This window comes from Methylosinus sp. PW1, from assembly GCF_000745215.1.
GTDB lineage: Bacteria > Pseudomonadota > Alphaproteobacteria > Rhizobiales > Beijerinckiaceae > Methylosinus.
On sequence record NZ_JQNK01000008.1, the window covers coordinates 434,698 to 454,098 of the forward strand.

The window sequence follows — 19,401 nt, forward strand, 5'->3', positions numbered from 1 at the left end:
GCCACAGCGGGGCTGATTTGGTTGCGGCCGTTTATCGCGGCGTATCACTCAGCCCGTGGCGAGGCGATAGCCGTCCGTCGATTTGACGATGCGGCCCGCGGCGGCCATGGCGGCCAGACGCTGATAGAGCGTGGTGGTGCGCACGCGGCACAAGGCGCGCAGATCGGCAAAGGGCTGCGGCGCGCCGGCTTCCGCGAGGGCCGCGACGATGCGCTCGTCGATCGAGCGTGCTTCTGCGCCCTGTGCGGGTTGTGGCCTGCCGTCCACGACCTCGAGGGCGAGCGCGTCGGCGCGCTCGGTGAGCTCGAGCCTGATGGCGGGCATGGCCGACGCGGCGCGGTGCTCGACGGTCAGGGTGAGCGCGTCGCCGTCTCGGCGGAGATAGAGGTTGGAGTCGCCCCAGGCATGGAACTCTGAGGAACCACGTAGGCCTTGGCCCGCACGCATGCTGCTCGCGTTCTTTCTCGCGTGGTGGACGAGGATCACGGCGAGGCCGTGACGGCGTTGGAGCTGACGCAGGAACGCCAGCAGCGGCGCCACTTCGCCGCTGATGTTTTCGTCGATGCGATGCAGGCGCACGAAGGGGTCGAGGATGAGCAGGCGCGGCTCCAGCCGCGCGATGGTTTCCTCGAGGCTGGCGCGATCGGCGTCGAGATCGAGGCGCAGCGACGGGGCGGTGATGACCTGGATGTCGAGATCAAAGATGGAGAGGCCGGCCGCAGCGCCGATGCCCTCGATCCGGCGCCGGACGATGTGCGCCGCGTCCTCGGCGGCGTATAGCAGGACGCGGCCGGGCTTGGGTACGCCAAATCGCCTCAGGCAGGGCGCGCCGCCGGCGACGGCGACGGCCAGATCTAGCGCGAGGAAGGATTTGCAGCATTTGGGCTCGCCGCCGATGATGCCGACCGCTTCTTGGGACCACAACCCCGTGACCAGCCAGTCCTTGTCTGGAGGGCGATCGGCGAGCTGATGGGCGGGCGTGACGGGAAGCGGCGTCATCGTCTACGCCGAGTTCCGGCCGCAGTCGAGAGCGGGGCGGGCGGAGGGGCCATGGCGCAAGTCTCGAAAAACAGCTTCTCGTCGATCTGTCGGGCGTCACGCTCGGCGGCCGTCGCGAGCAGCTCGCCCGCAAGCGTCATGAGCGCGCGCAGATTGCCCTGGGAGTGATCGCAGAGGGTCACGATCAGCTCCGGGGTCATCAGCGTCGTCGCGCCGGCCTGCTGCAAGGCGTGTCTGAGACAATCCTGCAGCTCCTGCGGCGTCGCCCGGTCGATAGCGAGGCGAACTCGGATGCGGCTGCCGAGCGGGAGAAGCTCGTCGGACCGCAGACGCTCCACGAGCCGTCCGTCTCCCGCCAGAACGACGGTCAACAGAATATGGGAATCGAGTTTTGCCGAGGACAGCAAGCGCAGCTCGCTCAGGACGAGCGGCAGCATCTCCTGGGCCTCGTCGACGATCAGGACGGGCCTATTGAGAGAGTCGTCGATATGAGCCTGCCAACGCTGTCGCAGGTTCTTGGCTCCGCCCCAGCGGTTGTTCGGGCGAAGCTCGACGCCGAAGAGATCGCCCATCTCGCGATAGAAGTCGCCGATGCCGGCCTGGGGACGGCTGATCACGCCGACCTTGACGTCGCGCTGCGTCGCCAGATGCTCGGCCAGGATGCGCAGGGCGGCGGACTTGCCGGCGCCGGGCGAGCCGGTGACGAGGGCGAAGCCGCCCTCCTCGGCGAGTTGCGCCACGCGCCAGCAGAAGGAGCGCAGGCGCGGCGTGGCGAACAACGCTTCGGTCGGCGCGCCCGGCGCGAAGGGGTTCCACTTGAGGCCGTAGAGCGCCAATAGTTTGGGGTTCAAGACTCTTCTCCTTCGTCCTTGGGCAGGTAGGCGGGCGGCAACCCCGTTGCAGCCCGCTGCTCCATGAGCTTGGCGAGCAGTGGCGCCATGCCACCGGCAGGCTTGATGGCGATGGGCTCCGCCGCGATCGGCTCCAGCGACCGGCGGCGCCCATCGGCGTTCTTGGTCTTGTCCTGCGGGAACAGCCGGCACAGCACCGCGCCGGTTTGCGCGTCGACGAGATGGACCCAGCCGAGGTCCCAGCTGGCGAAGCGGACCTCCAGGCGCGTGAGGTGGCGGTAGCGGTTCGGGGCCTCGAAGCGGCGGCCCTCGATCAGGAGGCTGCCGTCGCTCTTGCGCAGCGTCCGCTGCTCGGTCCTCGTGAAGGCCAGCTTGAGGCTCGCGCTGTCGGGGCTCGGCCGCGTCACCTCGGGGCCGGCGAGAAAACGCGTGACGGGCGCCTCGCCGATCTCCGAATGGATGTTGCGGTTGTACTCGTACTCGACCCAGGCCTGCGTCGCCTCGTTGAGCGTCGCCAAGCTGAGGTCCTGCACATCCTCCAACATGGCCATCAGCCGGCCTTCGACTGGACCCCAAAACGCCTCCTGCTTGGCGTTCTGATAGGGGCTATAGGGGAGCGTCGTCTGGTGCAGGACTGCGAGCCGGCCGAGGCCCTCGCGGATCTCCGCCGCAGTCATCGCCGCGCCATTGTCGCTCATCGCGGCGCGCGGCAGGCCGCGCTTCTGGATCGCCTGTGACAGACCATGCGCGACGTTCTCGGCCGTCTCCGCCAAATACCATTGCAGATGACAGGCGAGTCGCGAACGGTCGTCGAGAATGCCGAGCAACATTGGCGTGCGCCACTCGCCACGCGGCGTCAGCACCTTGCGCGAGCCGTGATGGAAATCCCAATGCCACAGGCCGTTGACATATTCGGCCTCGTAGCTGCGGACCTCGCGTTGCTCGAGGCGCGCCTCGGCCCGCAATGCGCCCGCCGTCAGCCGCGAGGTGAGCGGCCGGCGTTTGTCCAGACCATTGGCCCTGAGGAAGCGAAGGACGGTCGCATAAGACGGCACGGGTTGAAGCTCGGGCCGACTCGAAGCCAAGGCGACCAGATTGTCCCAGTGCAGCCTGACGCTCCAGCTCTTGTGCGCAGCGTATTGGGCGAGCAGCGCCTGGCGCAGCGGCACGCCGAGCGCTGTCTGCTGGCCGGCGTCCTGGCGACGTTTGCGGCGCAGGACGGCGATAGGGTCCTGACGCTCTCCGAGCGCCCGATAATACCAGCGCTCGATCGTGGAGGCGCCAAAGCGCACCGGCGCGCCGGTCGTTGGATGGCGCCATTCGCGCGCCGCAAGCTCAACGAGCGCCGAACGGAGCGCGCCCTTCTCGGGCGGCGCAGCGAGAAGCTGCCCGATCACCGAAAAGCGCAGCTGCGCCCATTGCTCGTGCACCCGCCCTTTCGCCATGCCGACGCTCCTTGGAGTGGACTGGCGGACGGTAACGGCGGGGCCGTCGACCCGCGACGGGCGTCTTCTGCGGGCCGACGAAAACCCTCATGCAGCGAGCATCGGCGCGGCCCCTCCGGTGATCGGCAAAAGCAATCGCAGCAGCGCGGTCAGTCGTTCGGCGGTGGCGCCGGAAAAGCGATCCAGGAGCGCCGTCGGCAGCTCCTCTCGGGCGACGGGCGGCATGAAGGCGGCCGCGGCCACCCTCCAGAACGGGCTTGCGGCGAAGACATCGCGCCACCATTGGCGCCAGCGCTGAATCGTGTTGCGGCTTGCGCCGACAAGGTTGGAGAGCTCGCGAACCGACGCCGCCGCGCCATTGCGTATCGCCGAAACCAGCACGACGACCGCGCTGAGAAACACCTTGCGCCCGAGAAACCGGAACGACGAGGGCGTCGCGCGCTTGCGGCAGTCCTGCACAGCGCAGCAGAAGCTGAAGCGCAAATTGTGGTCTGCGCCGAGCCCGGCGGGACCGCCTCTGGGCTTGCGCAGGAAATTGCCTGAATGAAGCGCGCCGCCGCAGCGCGCGCATCTCACCTCGCGCGCCCTCGCCGCAAGATCGCGGTCGAAGGCGAGGAGAAGCTCGTGGAATCTGGCGTCCGCCAGCAGGGACCGATACAAGGGATGCCTCGTTCTTGTTCGAGAGTGAAAGCCGCGATGGCCAAGATCGGACGCAATGACGCCTGCCCCTGCGGCAGCGGCAAGAAGTACAAGCACTGCTGCCTCGCCAAGGATGAAGACGCCGAGCGCGCCGCCCACGCGGCACGCGACGCGGCCGACCGCGCGGCCCGTGTCGCGGCCGCCGAATTATGGAGCTTCGACAGCGACGAGGATATGGACGATGAGCTGACCGTGGCGTCGAACGCCGTTGTCGATCTCGTGCACGCGGGCGCGCTCGATGAGGCCGAGCGCGCCGCCCGCGAACTCCTCCAGCGCTTTCCTGACATGCATGACGGTTATGATCGCCTGGGCATGGTCTATCAGGCCAGAGGCGAGGATCGGCAAGCGGCCGACTGCTACCGGAAGGTCATCGACATCATCCGCTCGCACAAAGAACAATACGACGCCGAGTTCGAAACCGTCTTCCACAAGCTCATAGAGCAGCTCGACCCGCCAATCGCGCCTCCACACGAGAGTCAGTCTTCCTGAAATCACGATGAGTGAAGGGCTCGACTCGCAGCCCATCACGTATCCTGCTCAAAAAACCGGGTTCATGCCCTCATTTTGTCCGCGCACGCTCACCGGCAACACGCCTTGGTACAACACGACGCTCGGCATTGCGATGACGCTCGGCCGCTTCGCCTATGTCATTCCCGTGCTGGCGATGGCGGGCTCCTTCGCCGCAAAGAAAAAGGCGCCGGCGTCGCGCGGTACATTCCCGACGCATGGGCCGTTGTTCATCGGCCTGCTGCTCGGCGTCATCGTCGTGCTCTATCTGCTGCAATATTTCCCGGCGCTCGCGCTCGGTCCCGTCGTCGAGCATCTGCTGCTCGCCGCCGGCAAGACCTTCTGATCCGGAGATCAACGCAAATGTCGTCCAAAGTCGCTGCTCCTGGCCTGCTCGATCGGGCCATCATCGGCCGCGCGGCGATCGACGCTTTCAAGAAGCTCGATCCTCGCAGGCTCGCGCGCAATCCGGTGATCTTCGTCACCGAGGCCGTCTCGGCCGTCGTCACCTTCTTGTTCATTCGCGATCTCCTCGCGAATGACGGAAGCGCGCTCTTCTCCGGCCAGATCGCCGCCTGGCTATGGTTCACAGTCCTCTTCGCCAATTTCGCGGAGGCCGTGGCGGAAGGTCGCGGCAAGGCGCAGGCCGACGCGCTGCGTCGCACGCGCACGGACACGAAAGCCAAGCGAACCAAAGGTGGATCGCGTGACTATGACATCGTCTCCGCGCTGGAGCTGAAGCTCGGCGATGTTGTGCTCGTCGAAGCCGGAGACCTCATTCCCGGCGACGGCGAGGTCGTCGAGGGCGTCGCTTCTGTCAACGAGTCGGCGATCACCGGCGAGTCGGCCCCGGTTATTCGCGAGGCGGGCGGCGATCGCTCCGCCGTCACCGGCGGCACCACTGTGTTGTCCGATTGGGTGCGGGTGAAGATCACCGCCGCGCCCGGCTCGACCTTCATCGACCGAATGATCGCGCTCGTCGAAGGCGCCGAGCGGCAGAAGACGCCGAATGAGCTCGCTCTGTCGATCCTGCTATCGGGCCTGACCATCATCTTTCTGATCGTCTGCACGACGCTGTGGCCGCTCGCCAATTATTCGGGAACCGTGCTGTCGCTCACCGTGCTCATCGCTCTGCTCGTCTGTCTCATACCGACGACGATCGGCGGTCTCCTGTCGGCGATCGGCATCGCAGGAATGGATCGCCTCATCCGCTTCAATGTCATCGCGACGTCTGGCCGCGCTGTGGAGGCCGCGGGCGACGTGGACACGCTGCTGCTCGACAAGACCGGCACGATCACTTTCGGCAATCGCATGGCGGATGAGCTTCTCCCCGTCGGCGGCGTCGGTGAGCATGAGCTCGCGGAGGCCGTGCTGCTCGCCTCTCTCGCGGACGAGACGCCGGAGGGGCGCTCCATCGTCGCTCTGGCCAAGAGCCGCTATGGCCTCGCCGCTCCCGATATCGGCGCCGATGCACGCGTCGTTCCCTTCTCGGCGCATACGCGAATCTCCGGCGTCGATCTGCCCGGCCGCGCATTGCGCAAGGGCGCCGTCGACGCCATTCTCGCGCAGACGCAATCCATAACGGGCGATGCCGACATCGACGGCGCGGGCGCCGAAATTCTCGAGCGCGCGGCCGTCGCGACATTGCGCGCGCCAGAGGATTTCACCCGCGCGGTGGAGCGCATCTCGCGCGCCGGCGGCACGCCGCTCGCCGTCAGCGAGAACGGCCGTCTGCTCGGCGTCGTGCATTTGAAGGACATCATCAAGCCCGACATAAAGGCGCGCTTCGCCGAGCTGCGCGCCATGGGCATAAAGACGGTGATGGTGACGGGCGACAATCCGGTCACGGCGGCGGCCATCGCCTCGGAAGCGGGCGTCGACGACTTCATCGCGCAGGCGACGCCGGAGGACAAGCTCACTTACATCCGCAAGGAGCAGCAGGGCGGCCGCCTCATCGCAATGTGCGGCGACGGCACCAATGACGCGCCGGCGCTGGCGCAGGCGGATGTCGGCGTGGCCATGCAAACCGGCACGCAAGCGGCGCGCGAGGCGGGCAATATGGTCGATCTCGACAGCGATCCGACCAAGCTCATCGAGATCGTCGCCATCGGCAAGCAGCTGCTTATGACGCGCGGCTCGCTGACGACCTTCTCCATCGCCAATGACGTCGCCAAATATTTCGCCATCATCCCAGCCCTGTTCGTCGTGACCTATCCAGAGCTCGGCGCGCTCAATGTGATGAAGCTCGTCTCGCCGCAATCGGCCATTCTTTCCGCGGTGATCTTCAACGCGCTCATCATCATCGCGCTGATCCCGCTGGCGCTCAAAGGCGTCGCCTATCGGCCGATCGGCGCCGCCGCCTTGCTGCGGCGGAATCTGCTGATCTACGGCCTTGGCGGCGTCATCATTCCCTTCGTCGGCATCAAGCTGATCGACATGATCGTGTTGGTCCTGCATCTCGCGTGAAGGAGCTTCTCATGCTCTCCCAAATTCGTCCCGCGATCGTGATGATCGTTCTCTTCACCCTTCTCACTGGCCTCGCCTATCCTCTCGCGATCACCGGGCTGGCGCAGCTCGCCTTCCACGACGCGGCCAATGGCAGCCTCATAGAGCGTCAGGGCGTCGTCGTCGGCTCGCGTCTGATCGGCCAGAACTTCGTGGCGGATCATTACTTCCACGGCCGCCCCTCGGCAACGAGCGCGCCCGACCCCAATGATGCGAGCAAGACGATCGATGCGCCTTACAATGCGGCGAATTCCGGCGGCTCCAATCTCGGCCCGACCTCGCAAAAGCTCGTCGATCGCGTGAACGCTGCGATCGAGGCGGAATTCGCCGCCGGGCGCATCGATGTGGTCGCGGCGGATGCGGTGACGACATCGGCCTCCGGTCTCGATCCGCACATCTCGCCGCAATATGCGCTGGCGCAGGCGCCCGCCGTCGCTGCGGCGCGCAAGCTTCCCGAGAGCCGGGTGCGCGCCTTGGTCGAGAGCCGGATCGAGCAGCGCGCCGCCGGCTTTATCGGCGAACCGCGCGTCAATGTGCTGGAGCTCAATCTGGCTTTGGACGAGCTGCATTGATGGCGCCGGCGGCCTCGGTCGTCTGGTTCCCCTCTATCCGAGGCGCGGCGGCTCGTCGCGCCTCGCGCATTTTTCGCATTGGCTCCGCCAAAGTCGGCGGTTCATCATGCGTCCGCGGAAACTCGCGAGCGCGCAAGACGTGAGCGGCCGATAGCGGGCCGGGCTCAGCGTCCGCGAGACTTCGTCGGAACGCGCTTTTTAGACGGCTTCTTCGCCACGGGCTCCTTTTTCCGCGCCGTTCGGCGAGGAGCTTTCGCTGGACCATCCTTTTTCGGCTCCGGCGCGGCGCTCGGCTCCTCGGCGAGGCAGGCTGCGAGAACCCGTGCGATCAAGGGCCGCGTCTTGGCGCTATTGGCGTCCTGCAGCGCTTGCGCTCCCAAGACTTCGCGAAAGATCGCCATTCCGACGAGGCAGGCGTTGAACAAGGTTGCGCGCTCGATCGTCGATGCTCCCTCGAGAGCGGCGGCGACCGGGCCGATGAATTCGGTCAAGCTGCGGGCGCGCAATACCTCCCGCGCTTGTGGATTGGTCAGCGAGCGCACGACGATCTGAAGCGTCTCGTTCTGGCTCGCGCTGAAAAACCCGTCCGTGAAATCCTCGCTGAGGCGGCCGGCGTCGAGCGTCGATTGCGACTCGGCCTCCTTGGAGGTCGAGAGGACGGCCGAGAAGAGCTGCTCCTTCGAGCCGAAGGCGCGATGGACCAGCGCGACATCCACTCCGACCTCGGCGGCGATTTCACGGAGCTTCACATCCTCGTAGGAGGCGGTCGAGAAACGCGCGCGCGCCGCCTCGAGTATGCGCCGCCGTGTGATCTCTCCGCCGCGCTTTTCCTGAAGCTCAGCCAGCGTCGCCATATCGATCCGCCTCCCATTTCCGCGCAGATTATTCGTCTGCTGACAATGGTCAAATGAGACGGGAAGGCGCGAGTGTCAACATTGTTGTGTCAACAGTGTTGACATTCGGACGGCGTCGCGTATTTTCCTCCTCGGCTGCTCGGAGGGAGTCCGAGCGCAGGGGACCGGAAACATGATCGTGAGATATTCGACAGCTTTGACGCGGGCGCTTTTCGTCCTGGCCGCGAGCGCAGGCGCCGCGCCGGCGGCCGATCTTCCTTATATGAAGCCGTCTTTTGCGTTCGAGCCGCCGCCGCCCGCCTTCATCTGGACGGGCCTCTACGGCGGCCTCAACGCCGGCGGCGCGGTGGGAGCCGGAGTCGGCGCCTATGCCGACAAATCGCCGAGCGGCGTCGTCGGCGGCGGACAGATCGGCTTCAATTATCAGCTGTCGCCTCGCTTCGTCATCGGCGCCGAGAACGACTTGCAGGCGTCGAGCCTGAAGGCGCGAGACGGCAGCCCCTATCATCGCGATGCGACGCTTCCGTGGTTCGGAACGGCGCGCGGACGCGTCGGCTTCGCGCTCACGGAGCCGCGCTTGCTGATCTACGCCACGGGCGGCATGGCCTTCGGCGAACCGAAGATCGTCGATGACGGCAAGCTGCGCATCGGCTGGACGGCAGGCGGCGGCGTGGAATGGGCTTTCGCGCAGAAATGGTCTGCGAAGCTCGAATATCTCTACACGGATCTCTACCGGGATCTGCGGAAGGATGTCGCCGATCGTCACGCACGATTCCACACCATTCGCGTCGGCGTGAACTATCACTTCGATTTGTTCTCGCAGCCGTGACGACATGCAGGCGGGGACGAGCTCGTGACGCGACGCATCCTTCTTCTCGATTCCGATCGGCCCGACGAAGCGCTCGAGGTCGACGTCCTCGCTCGCGATGAAGTCGTGCTCGCTGTCGCCGTGCCGAACACGATCGTGAGCTTCGATCTGATACGCGGAGATGATCGCGCGCCTTATCGCGGGCGGCTCGGCGGCCGCAGCTTCTCGTTCGCCGCCGCCATGCCGGACGGGTCGAAGTCGGAAAGCGCCTCGGCGCGGCCGAAGACGTCGACTCGCGCGCGTTCCCGCAAGCCTCGAAAATCGATCCCGAACGATCACGCGGCGACGCACTCGAGCGGCGTTCGACGCAAAGGAGTATTATTGTATGGCGGCACTGGATAAAATGTTGCGACCAACCGTCGCGCTGCTCTGCCTCGGAACGAGCGCTTGCTCGAGCGTGGATCCCATCGCCTATTCCGGGCTTCCATCCTCGGCGCATTTGCAGCCCAATCGGCAGGACGACGCCAAGCGCATTCCGTTTCGCTATGCCGCCGCGACCGATTGGCGCGTTTATAATAGGGTCATCATCGATCCCGTCGCGATCTATCGCGGCTCCGATCATCAGTTCGGCGATATGGCGGTAGCCGACAAGACCTCGCTCGCCGAGCATATGCAGAGCGAGTTCGCGGAGAAGCTGAGGAGCCGCTTCACCATAACGGACCGGCCGGGCGCGAATACGCTGCGGCTGAAATTGACATTGACCGGCGCCGTCACGAGCACGCCCGTGCTCAGCACGCTTTCGCGCTTCGATCTCGCGGGCGGTCTCTACAATGGCGTGCAGACCGTGCGTGGCGGCGAAGGGCTGCTGACCGGCTCGGTGTTCTACGCGGTCGAGATACGCGACGCCTCCGACAATCGATTGCTCACCGCTTTCGTCGCCAAGCAATATCCCAGCCCACTGAACATTCCGGCGAGCGTCGGCGCGTTATCGGCGGCGCGGACGGGAATAGAGAAAGGCGCCGAAGACCTTCTGGAGCAGCTGTCGCGCGCAGCGAAATCCTGACGCCGCGCCAATGTCGATCGGCGCGCAGACCGCCGTCGGCACGCAGCGCGATTTTTCTTTCCATGTCACGGGCGGGGGCTTTCGACACATGCGCATGAGGAGACGAGCATGGATGCGATCACCATTCGACGCGGCTTCGATATTCTCGATCTGACGCCGTGCATAGGCTCTTCGATCGAGATGGATGTCGCGGCGCTGACGCGCGGCGAATATGCGGCGGAGATCCGCGACATTCTGGAACGACGCGGGGTGATCGTGTTTCCGCGACTCCACCTCGATGACGCGCAGCAGCTCGCTCTCTCCCGCACGCTCGGCGAGATCGTTCCGCTGCGCGGCGACGGGCTTTTGCCGATCACGCTCGATAAGAAGGTCGACGCATTCGCGGCCGAATATTTGAAAGGTTCGTTCTTTTGGCACTTCGACGGCGCGAGCGATGACGTTCCGGCGCGCGCGGCGATATTGAATGCGAAGCGTTTGTCGTCCGTCGGCGGTCAGACTGAATTCAGCAATTGCTACGCCGCCTGGGACGAGCTGCCGGTCTCGGTCAAGAGCGCTATAGAAGGGCTTCGCGTCGTCCATAGCGTCGAAGCGGCCCAGCGGCTCGTGAACCAAACGCCCACGGATGACGAGCTGCGCCGATGGCGCCGTCACGAGCCGAAAACACATCCGCTGGTGTGGACGCATAAATCAGGACGCAAGTCGCTCGCGCTCGGATGCACGGCGTCGCATATCGAAGGCCTGGCGCCGGATGTAGGCGGCGCGCTTCTCTCCGAGCTGACGCAATGGGCGATATCGCCGAGATTCGTCTATCGGCACGAATGGAGCGTCGGCGATCTTCTCATCTGGGACAATGCCGGAACCATGCATCGCGTGACGCCGTATGACGCCGAGAGCGGTCGGCTGATGACGCGCACGACCATCGCCGGCGAGGAGCCTCTGGCCTGACGAGAATGCGGACTCTGGCGAGCGATCGGGCCTTTCGTCAGCCGCTTTCTTTCATTGGAAGCGAGCTCTTATCGACCCGAAGCTGCACTCTGCCTCACCAAAAAACTTGCGCCCGCGCCAGGAACAGGCTCGGATGATCGCCGTTGAGAAATGCGCGATCGACGGGCGCGATCAACGTCATGGCGCGCGTCCAATTCGCTTGCAGGCGCACGCCGCGCACCGGATACCAGTTCAGCGCCACGGTGAGATTCTCCTGCCGGCCGCCGAGCGTCGCCGTATTGGCGACGGCTTTTTGCGCCGCCGAGCCCGTGGCTGTCGCGAGATAGACGAAGCTCGCCGGGACGAGTCCGCCATTGTTCAGATCGATCCCCTCATAGCGCGCGGCGACCTCGACGGCGCCATAGCCGCCTTTGTTCAGAGGGTCCTTGATCTTCACATCGGCGAAAGTGCCGGGCGCGCTCCAATTTTTGTCATAGCCTTCATAGGAGGCGGCGCGCGATTCACCGGTGAGGAACAAAGATGCAGCGACATGATAGGCGCTATAATGCAGCTGCGCGCCGCCGCCATTGGCGTAGAGGAAGGCGAGCGTGGCGTCGCGCTGATATTGAGCGCCGACATATTCCGCCTCGACAGAGACGGGACCATAGGCCGCGGCGGCCTCGAAGCCGTAATTATAGGAATATTTCAGGCAGCTGGGTCGCTGCACGAAAGGCGCAACCAGCTGGCCTGCGCCGGTCGTCGCGACATTGAGCGTCGCCGCCGAGGCCGCGCAGGAAAGATCTTGCGCCGCGGGCACGCGGACCGTCGCCCCACCCGCGCCGAGAATTCCGGTGAGCTCGCGCTCGAAGCCGGAGGCGCCGGGCGTCAGATTGGTGGCGTCGGTGGCCGCGGTCGTCCCATTGGGGCGATGATAGACGAAGGATCCGCCGAGGTGGAGCAGCGCATCCTCCTCGTGAATGGGCGCATAGACGGCGCGCGCCGAAGCGTCCCAATATTGCGCGTTTCCGGTGGGCGGGGCGCTCGCCGTATCCTGCGGGCTGGTGGAGAAAATGCCGCCCTTGAGCGCCCAGCTCGCATCGCCGACGCCGACGGCTGCGCCGATGTGGCGAGCGGGACCGAGATTGGCCGTCAGGCTGCGTTCGAGGAAGGTGATGTGCTTGTCGGAATCGAGCGCTTCCCGGCCGAAAGGCTCGTGGAAATTGCCGAGCTGGAAGGAGACCGGCTGGGCGCTGATCCACTCGGGCAGGAATTTGGCGCGATAGGCGAGATAGGCGTCGCGAATGCCGGCGACGCCTCCGGCGGCGGTGGCGAAATCATATTGGAAACGATAGATCCAATTGCCATAGGCGCGTCCCGTGACTTCGAGCTCGGCGCGGCGGAAGCCGATATTGCTGCGCCTTATCGTGTCCGCCGAGCTGGCGAAGCCGCCGTCCGTATGGATGCGTCCGCCGACCTTGAAATCGAAGCTCTTGTCCTCGCTCTCGACATAGAGGCCGGTCTTGAAGCTGACGAAGACGGGTGGCGGGACTGCCGCAGCCGGAGCGGACTTCGTCGGATCGTGGCGCTCCGTCGCCGCTCGATTTGCTCGGGACTGGGCGTCGAGCTTGGTCTCGAGGCGTTTCAGCTCCGCTTTCAAAGCTTTTATCTCACGGGCCGTATCGGCGAGACTCGAGACGGGGGCGCCCAACGCCGCTATGAGCGTTGCAGCTGCGACACTCCTTCGATCTGCTCGATTCCCGCCTTTGCCGAACATGCGCATTTCCTCCAGCAGCCCGATAGCTCGTTAATCACGACTCGCTCGAGCAGGCCTTGCGTTCGTCGGTGGAGCACCAGGGCGACCATGCCTCGCAATGGGCGGCGATCGCGGCAAAGATCGGCGGCAGCGAAACGCTGCGTGGCCGGGTTCGGCAGGCGGAGCGCGACTCCGGCCAGCGTCCTGGCCTGACGAGCGCGCCCGCGCCACGGCCCTCGAGCTTATCGAGGTGCCGCGTGAAGTCGACGCGGAACGCCATTTTGGATTTGCGGCGGGAGAGGCGGCGGGTGTCAGCGGCCGGAAAGAAGCAGCGATCGGCGAGCGCTCGAAATCTGGCCCGCGGCGCTCTCCTCGGGTTGCTGGCGCCCAGGCCGAGAATCAGGGTCGCAGAATTTCTCGATTCGGCAAGCGCCGACGGCACTCGCCCATGGTCTGTTCCGAGACGACGACGCGGAACTCCTCGAATGTCCACTGGCGCAGATCGACGATCCGCCAGCGCACTCGAGCCGTGAGGGTTGTCCGGGGGCCTTGCGATCGACGAGCCCGTCTGGCCCGCCGGCGTTGAAACGCAGCACCCAATCGCGAACGACTTGGAGAGTGACGCCGCCGATCTTCGCCGCCTCGCTTCGTGCGCCGCCATCATAGATCGACGCCAGGGCGAGGAGACGGCGCGCTTGCGGACCGTCCTTCGATCGCTTCGCTATCGCCCGCAAGGAGCGGGCATCGTAATCGCCTCGAAGCCCAATCGCTGCCGCCAAGACGAACCTCCCATAGTTCGCCAAGTCGAATCAAATTTCAGCCGATTCGGGAATCCCTCGACATGAGTCAGCATCTCAGAGGGTTGGTATGACGTTTTTCGACTTTCCTGCCGAGCATTGGACGCATTTGCGAACCTCGAATCCGATCGACAGCACCTTTGCGACGGTGCGGCACAGAACCGTGCGCACGAAAGGCGCGCTCTCGCAGGACACGGCGCGGCTGATGGTGTTCAAGCTGGTGATGGAGGCGTCGAAAAGCTGGCGCAGGCTGCAAGGACAAAAGCTGTTGCCGAAGCTCATCAGCGGTGTAAAATTCCGTGACGGAATCGAAACCGCGCCCGATCAAAAATCCGCCGCTTGATTCACGCCGTCACCTACATTCGGGCATAGCTCGCGACGTGCGGGGACTGACGCTCGGCGAAGCTCGCTTGGCGGCGCTGGTAGGCTCCGGGTTGGCTCCGAAGTCGGCTGCCGAGAGGCTCGGAATTTCGGAGCACGCGGCACGCGCCGTCCTCAAGACCATCTTCGCAGCGACGCCGAATTCGGTCGTTCGGCGCGCCGTGTCGCTTTGGGGTTCGCTGCTCCGAGGACGGTGTCCGAAATTCTCCCGGCCGATCGGCGGAACGCGTTGGTTCCCGGCGCCGGGTCCGCCTCCGATAGAGAGCGAGATGCGTTGACCGAGTCGGGTGGCGCCCATCGCCTGCGTCTGGCCGGCTGCGCGCCGCAGAGGCTTGAGACCCCTGCGCAATGTGAGCCAGCCGATCTAGAGCGCTATGGCGAGTGTCGGAGCCGTTTCCTGTAGAGCGTGGGAGAGATCGACGTAGACGTCATGCGTAAGCGTCGCTTTCAGGCCACAGCCTGTTCTGGCGCATTCTTGATATAGGCGAAGGGCAGGAGCTCGTCGATGCGGCTCATGGGGTGACGACCGACGATCTTCGAGAGGACGTCGGTGAGATAGGCCTGCGGATCGATTTCATATCTCTTGCACGTCTCGACGAGTGAAGCGAGAACGGCTCAATGCTGGGCTCCGCCGTCCGAGCCAGCAAAAAGATGACTTTTACGCCCGAGCCCAATCGGGCGCATAGCGCGTTCGACGGCGTTGGAGTCGATGTCGACGCGGCCGTCGTCGAGGAAGAGGACGAGCCCTTCCCATCGCGACAAGGCGTAGCGGATGGCGACCACGAGCGTGGATTTTCCTGAGATCGTCGCCAGTCTGGCCTCCAGCCATGGCTTCATCGCCTCGACGATCGGCTTGGCGCGGGCCTGGCGGGCGCTCTTGCGCGTCTCGGCGCTTTTGCCGTGAATGTCGCGCTCGATATCATAGAGTGCGCCGATGCACGCGAGCATCTCCGCGGCGATCGGCGCGGGCGTCGCCGCCTGGATCTCGAAGAAGCGACGGCGCACATGCGCCCAACAAAAGGCGAGCGTGACATCGCCGCCTCTCGCCAAAGCCTCATAGGCGCCGTAGCCGTCGACCTGCAACAGGCCTTCGAAGCCGGCGAGATGAGCGGCGGGCCGTTCGTGCTTGCGATCCGGCGCATAGATGTAGGCGACGCCAAGCGGCTCGGGGCCGTTCCAAGGGCGATCGTCGCGGGCATAGGCCCAGAATTGGCCGATCTTGGCTCGTCCTCGACCAGGATCGAGCCCCGGCGACGGGCTTCGTTGCGATCAAGACTTTCACATTGCTCGCCGGACGATCATCACACGGCCTTCGGAATGCGCAGGGCCATCTTCAAGGTCGCGGTGTCCGCATTCGGCGGAACGCGAACCAAAGCCGCACCTATGACGATCTCGATCATCGCATGATCCGTCGCCGTGGCGCTCGCGTTCGCCGCACCGACGACGACGCGCGCGAACGAGTGACCATCAGGCCCATTGGCGCCTGCTTGCCGCCGCGCCTCTCGCCGCCACCCGAATAGCTGCTGCGGCGTCATTCCATGTCGGCGAGCGATATGCGAAACAATCGCGTCCGGCGCCAGCGTCTCTTCGACAATACGCGCCTTCTCCGCGCGCGACCATGCTCGCCGCCGCCCGGTCCCCGTGATCGACTCGAGCCGCCGGACCACTTTCGGTTCGAGCTTATCATCATGCGTATGCACAGGCCGATCTCCCTATCAGAGACCAAAGCCTCGCAAATCACGCGAAAAATCGGAATGTGGGGTCAAAGCTGCGCTTACCGTCATGCGCGAGAGCCGTCCATTCGAAAGCGTAACCATAGACGGCGAGCATGGCCGCGAGCTCGGCGGACGATCCGGGAGGAATGGCGCAGATCGTTGGATTGAATGCCGCAAAGCGCAAGGCTTGGTGAGCTGCGTCAGCCAATTTCAACATGCCCTGCGAGGGAACCTAACGACAGCACGCTTTCCGTAGAGTCCGAGCCATACGAAAAAGACCGGATAGATCGGGCAACGTTCGCCGCGTTAGGTTATTTCAGCGCCTAGGCGCACCTCTTTCGGACCGCGACGGGCAGAGTGTTCACTCACCCGAAGTGCGGTAGCGTGGAAGAACGAACCGAGGCGCATCAGCAAAATTCGTCGTCGACGTCGAAACCTCTCGCCGAGTTCAGCGATCAGAATTTGCGCGCGCACCGTAATCGGGGTCGCATCGCACCAACCACTGAGCCGATTGCGTGGTGAACACGCGTCGTCTGCGCTCACGCGCCGAGTGCCGCTGAGTCTTCACGTCACTCGCTCGTCATTATAGAAACAGAGAAATGAGCATCGATTTCGGTTTCGATCCGAACGGTGGAGAGTCCAAAGTCGTGGCGGCGACTGCCGGCGACCGGAGTGAACCGTCTAGCCGCGATTATGCAGCGCTTGCCGGCTTGGATCGAGAACGCAGCGATTTTTTTGGGTGCGGAGATGTAGCGCGCGCAACGCCATTGGCTCCGGCGAGGGCCTGGAGTTTCAAGGGCAAAGGCTTGCGGGTGGAGAGGCGCTCGAGGCGGCGGTTTCGGTCCGGCGCGATTGTCTAATTGATTTGGCGGCGCGTCGGCGCACGGGTGGAGGACGGAATTGATGGAGCGCGCATACCGCATCTGCGCCAGTTGCGTAATGGACACGAGCGACAGCGCCATCACGTTCGACGAGCATGGAGTCTGCGACCACTGCCTGACGTTCGAGACAAAGATCAAGCCGAACTGGCATACTGATGTGCGTGGCCGCACCGAACTGGATAAGACCGTCGCTCGCATCAAGGCAGCTGGGAAGGGCCGCAATTTCGACTGCATCGTCGGTGTCAGCGGCGGCATCGACAGTTCCTATCTCACTTGGCTGGCGAAGGAAGAACTCGGGCTCAGGCCATTGGTGTTTCACGTCGACGCCGGCTGGAACTCTCAGGAAGCAGTGAATAACATTGAAAGGCTGATAGAGCATCTCCACCTCGATCTCTATACTCACGTCATCGACTGGGAGGAGATGTGCGATCTCCAGCTCGCTTTCTTCAAGTCAGGCTTGCCACACATCGACACGCCGCAGGACCACGCCTTCTTCGCCAGCATGTACAAGTTCGCCACCGAGCATGATGTGAAATACATCCTTACCGGCGCCAACTATTCAACGGAATGCATGCGTAACCCGATCGAGTGGATGTACTATCAGTCGGATGCGATGCAGCTCAGGGACATCCATAAGCGCTTTGGGACACGTGCGCTCGTCAAATTCCCCACCACCTCCATCCTGTACCACAAGGTCTACCTGCCATACATCAAGGGCATCCGCGTGGAGCGGCCGTTGAACTATATGCCATATCACAAGGAAGAGGCGATCCGACTGTTAAAGGAGAAGATTGGCTGGCAACCCTATCCGCGAAAGCATTTCGAATCGCGCTTCACCCGCTTTTACGAGGGCTACTGGCTACCGACCCGATTCGGCTACGACACACGCCGGGTGCAGTTCTCTAGCCTTATCGTCACCGGTCAGATGGCGCGCGAGGAGGCATTGGAGAAGCTTGAGAATCCGGCGTACGATCCCGAGACGATTGCTCACGACAAGGAGTTCGTGGCGACCAAGCTCGGCGTCTCAGTCGAAGAACTCGAGAGATATCTCCATCTGCCCAAGCGCACCTATCGAGACTACCGGTCGCAGAGCAGGATCTACGCCATCGGCGCGCCGATGATGCGGCTGCTCGGGCTAGAAATCGGAGGTAAGAGATGAATCGTGAATTCCGGAGAATTGTGAACGACCCTACCGTGACCGGAGGGAAACATCGTGCCACAGCGGTGACTGGCTGGACCGCAAGCTCTACCCGACGTTCGCACGGAACTGGGATGACCCGCTCTTTCGCGAGCGTATCCTGCGCGCCATCCGACCCGGCCGCACCATTCTCGACCTAGGCGCCGGCATCATCGAGCAACTAAACTTCAAGGGCCTTGCGCACCTTACGACGACTCCACGTTCGATATCGTGTTTGCCGACAATTTTCTTGAGCGCCGGACCGCATTTATCCGGCCATTGCGCGGAAGGCCGCGGCTGAAGGCGGCGAGGTGTTTTTCTGGGACGAGTCCGGGTTTCGCGCGCTCAAAAGCAAGGAACGGTGCCGATGCACAGAAAATTCTTGGCGTTGTTGGCCGACCAAAGACGCGCGAGCCACTAATGCTCAAGCCTACCAAATGCGAAGGCGAACACGTAATCGAAGGCTGGCTTTGTTCTTCAATTGCGCGCTACGCGATCCGCAATGGCATCCCTCGCTTTGTCAGCGACGAAGGTTATTCCCACAACTTCGGCTATCAGTGGAACCGCTGGGCAAAGGTCCAGTTCGAAAACGAAAACGTCGGGCGCCCGATGGAAGGTATTCGTCCGACAGCGACCGCCTTACGAATCAGCGCGTCGGATAAGACACTGTGACTAGCCACAGGATAGTCACAGAGAGCCATGGATCGCATCGAGGTCATCACGTCGGTCGAGCGACGTCGCAAGCACTCTCTCGCCGAGAAGGAGCGCTTGGCCATGGCGGCCGCGGCTCCGGGGGCGAACGTCGTGGAGATCGCGCGGGCGGCCGGCGTCGACCCGAGTCTTGTCTATCGGTGGCGAAGAGCGCTCTCGGCGGCGCCATTGATATCGAGCGAGCTCGACACGAGAGACGCGCCGACTTTCGTTCCTTTGACGATCGCGCCCCCGGCGCCAGCGCCCGCGTCGGAATCCGCGCCGTCGATGATCACCATCGAGTTCGCGGGCGGCGCACGTATGAAGATCGAAGGCGCGCCCGATGCGAAGATCTTGGCGAGCGTCATAGGCGCCTTGTCGAAGGCGGAGCGCTGAGCGATGATCTCCTTCGGCGGTGGCGTTCATGTGTTCTTATGCGCCGGCCATACCGACATGAGAAAGGGATTCGACACTCTTGCCTTGCTTGTGCAGGAAGGCATGAAGCGTGATCCTCACGCGGGCGATCTCTACGTCTTCCGAGGCCGTCGAGGCGACAGAATAAAGCTGATCTGGCACGACGGCCAGGGCGCATGCATGTTTACGAAACGTCTCGAGCGCGGACGATTCATATGGCCTTCGGCGGCGAGCGGCGCGGCGGCGATATCGGCCGCGCAACTGGCCTTTCTTCTCGACGGAATCGATTGGCGAATGCCCCAGAAAACATGGCGTCCGAGCGCCGCGGGATAAACGCGGCCGATCGCGCCGAGTGATAATTTGGCC

20 protein-coding genes and 3 pseudogenes are annotated in these 19,401 nt (G+C 64.0%); 13 read left to right on the forward strand and 10 right to left on the reverse strand.

Features of this window, described 5'->3' with window-relative positions:
- Window positions 1–48: 48 nt before the first annotated feature.
- From K369_RS07660 to K369_RS07675, 4 genes are all read right to left on the reverse strand, one after another.
- Entirely contained in the window at window positions 49–999 is a 951-nt protein-coding gene (locus K369_RS07660; protein ID WP_036286335.1) for an AAA family ATPase, read from the reverse strand.
- Entirely contained in the window at window positions 996–1,850 is an 855-nt protein-coding gene (locus K369_RS07665) for an ExeA family protein (protein ID WP_051948640.1), read from the reverse strand. Before K369_RS07665 ends, K369_RS07660 begins: the two co-directional genes overlap by 4 nt.
- Window positions 1,847–3,295, reverse strand: coding sequence for a DDE-type integrase/transposase/recombinase (locus K369_RS07670; protein WP_036286332.1), 1,449 nt, complete (start codon window positions 3,293–3,295; stop codon window positions 1,847–1,849). The genes K369_RS07665 and K369_RS07670 overlap by 4 nt, the downstream gene beginning before the upstream one ends.
- Before the next feature lie 87 nt (window positions 3,296–3,382).
- Window positions 3,383–3,955: a hypothetical protein gene (locus K369_RS07675; RefSeq protein WP_036286329.1), complete on the reverse strand. Its 573-nt coding sequence runs from the start codon at window positions 3,953–3,955 to the stop codon at window positions 3,383–3,385.
- Between the two features lie 36 nt (window positions 3,956–3,991).
- On the opposite strand from K369_RS07675, the gene K369_RS27110 reads away from it, so the two are divergent.
- The 4 genes and pseudogenes from K369_RS27110 (at window position 3,992) to kdpC (ending at window position 7,578) form a co-directional block, all read left to right on the forward strand.
- Window positions 3,992–4,483: an SEC-C metal-binding domain-containing protein gene (locus tag K369_RS27110; RefSeq protein WP_036286326.1), complete on the forward strand. Its 492-nt coding sequence runs from the start codon at window positions 3,992–3,994 to the stop codon at window positions 4,481–4,483.
- Between the two features lie 88 nt (window positions 4,484–4,571).
- Window positions 4,572–4,847 (forward strand): annotated as a pseudogene (locus K369_RS07685) (potassium-transporting ATPase subunit KdpA); the annotation flags it as partial.
- A 17-nt stretch (window positions 4,848–4,864) separates the two neighbouring features.
- Window positions 4,865–6,967 (forward strand): potassium-transporting ATPase subunit KdpB, encoded by a 2,103-nt coding sequence (gene kdpB / locus K369_RS07690; protein ID WP_036289686.1) that lies wholly within the window; start codon window positions 4,865–4,867, stop codon window positions 6,965–6,967.
- An 11-nt stretch (window positions 6,968–6,978) separates the two neighbouring features.
- Window positions 6,979–7,578 (forward strand): potassium-transporting ATPase subunit KdpC, encoded by a 600-nt coding sequence (gene kdpC, locus K369_RS07695; protein WP_036290326.1) that lies wholly within the window; start codon window positions 6,979–6,981, stop codon window positions 7,576–7,578.
- 164 nt (window positions 7,579–7,742) lie between these two features.
- On the opposite strand, the gene K369_RS07700 is transcribed toward kdpC, so the two are convergent.
- Window positions 7,743–8,432 (reverse strand): TetR/AcrR family transcriptional regulator, encoded by a 690-nt coding sequence (locus K369_RS07700; protein ID WP_051949137.1) that lies wholly within the window; start codon window positions 8,430–8,432, stop codon window positions 7,743–7,745.
- A 172-nt stretch (window positions 8,433–8,604) separates the two neighbouring features.
- On the opposite strand from K369_RS07700, the gene K369_RS07705 reads away from it, so the two are divergent.
- The 4 genes from K369_RS07705 to K369_RS07720 all read left to right on the forward strand — a co-directional run bounded on the left by K369_RS07705 (window position 8,605) and on the right by K369_RS07720 (window position 11,248).
- Window positions 8,605–9,261, forward strand: coding sequence for an outer membrane protein (locus tag K369_RS07705; protein ID WP_036289689.1), 657 nt, complete (start codon window positions 8,605–8,607; stop codon window positions 9,259–9,261).
- Between the two features lie 24 nt (window positions 9,262–9,285).
- Window positions 9,286–9,642: a hypothetical protein gene (locus K369_RS27115; RefSeq protein ID WP_198033072.1), complete on the forward strand. Its 357-nt coding sequence runs from the start codon at window positions 9,286–9,288 to the stop codon at window positions 9,640–9,642.
- A complete protein-coding gene (locus K369_RS07715; protein ID WP_036289691.1) occupies window positions 9,626–10,303 on the forward strand; it encodes a DUF3313 domain-containing protein in 678 nt (225 codons plus the stop codon). The genes K369_RS27115 and K369_RS07715 overlap by 17 nt, the downstream gene beginning before the upstream one ends.
- A 108-nt stretch (window positions 10,304–10,411) precedes the next feature.
- On the forward strand, window positions 10,412–11,248 hold the full coding sequence (locus K369_RS07720) for a TauD/TfdA family dioxygenase (RefSeq protein WP_036289693.1): 837 nt from the start codon (window positions 10,412–10,414) through the stop codon (window positions 11,246–11,248).
- Between the two features lie 94 nt (window positions 11,249–11,342).
- Here K369_RS07720 and K369_RS07725 read toward each other — a convergent pair whose 3' ends face one another.
- The 3 genes from K369_RS07725 to K369_RS28215 form a co-directional block, all read right to left on the reverse strand.
- Window positions 11,343–12,935, reverse strand: coding sequence for an OprO/OprP family phosphate-selective porin (locus K369_RS07725; protein ID WP_245278133.1), 1,593 nt, complete (start codon window positions 12,933–12,935; stop codon window positions 11,343–11,345).
- Window positions 12,936–13,035: 100 nt separating this feature from the next.
- Window positions 13,036–13,260: a hypothetical protein gene (locus tag K369_RS28210; protein ID WP_084570559.1), complete on the reverse strand. Its 225-nt coding sequence runs from the start codon at window positions 13,258–13,260 to the stop codon at window positions 13,036–13,038.
- A 31-nt stretch (window positions 13,261–13,291) separates the two neighbouring features.
- Window positions 13,292–13,783, reverse strand: coding sequence for a helix-turn-helix domain-containing protein (locus K369_RS28215; RefSeq protein WP_084570560.1), 492 nt, complete (start codon window positions 13,781–13,783; stop codon window positions 13,292–13,294).
- Window positions 13,784–13,847: 64 nt separating this feature from the next.
- Between K369_RS28215 and K369_RS07740 the strand changes: the two are divergent.
- Window positions 13,848–14,120 (forward strand): annotated as a pseudogene (locus K369_RS07740) (IS256 family transposase); the annotation flags it as partial.
- Between the two features lie 485 nt (window positions 14,121–14,605).
- On the opposite strand, the pseudogene K369_RS24585 reads toward K369_RS07740, so the two are convergent.
- A pseudogene (locus tag K369_RS24585) lies at window positions 14,606–15,427 on the reverse strand (IS66 family transposase); the annotation flags it as partial.
- A gap of 32 nt (window positions 15,428–15,459) precedes the next feature.
- A complete protein-coding gene (locus tag K369_RS27925) occupies window positions 15,460–15,858 on the reverse strand; it encodes a transposase (RefSeq protein ID WP_036289700.1) in 399 nt (132 codons plus the stop codon).
- Window positions 15,859–16,776: 918 nt separating this feature from the next.
- On the opposite strand from K369_RS27925, the gene K369_RS07765 reads away from it, so the two are divergent.
- From K369_RS07765 to tnpB, 4 genes are all read left to right on the forward strand, one after another.
- Window positions 16,777–17,913, forward strand: a complete 1,137-nt coding sequence (locus K369_RS07765) for an N-acetyl sugar amidotransferase (protein WP_084570563.1) — start codon at window positions 16,777–16,779, stop codon at window positions 17,911–17,913.
- Window positions 17,914–18,162: 249 nt separating this feature from the next.
- Window positions 18,163–18,603, forward strand: coding sequence for a hypothetical protein (locus K369_RS26345; protein ID WP_156967790.1), 441 nt, complete (start codon window positions 18,163–18,165; stop codon window positions 18,601–18,603).
- Between the two features lie 27 nt (window positions 18,604–18,630).
- Window positions 18,631–19,017, forward strand: coding sequence for a transposase (locus tag K369_RS07770; protein ID WP_036289703.1), 387 nt, complete (start codon window positions 18,631–18,633; stop codon window positions 19,015–19,017).
- A 3-nt stretch (window positions 19,018–19,020) separates the two neighbouring features.
- Window positions 19,021–19,368 (forward strand): IS66 family insertion sequence element accessory protein TnpB, encoded by a 348-nt coding sequence (gene tnpB / locus K369_RS07775; RefSeq protein ID WP_036289704.1) that lies wholly within the window; start codon window positions 19,021–19,023, stop codon window positions 19,366–19,368.
- The last annotated feature ends 33 nt before the right edge of the window (window positions 19,369–19,401 follow it).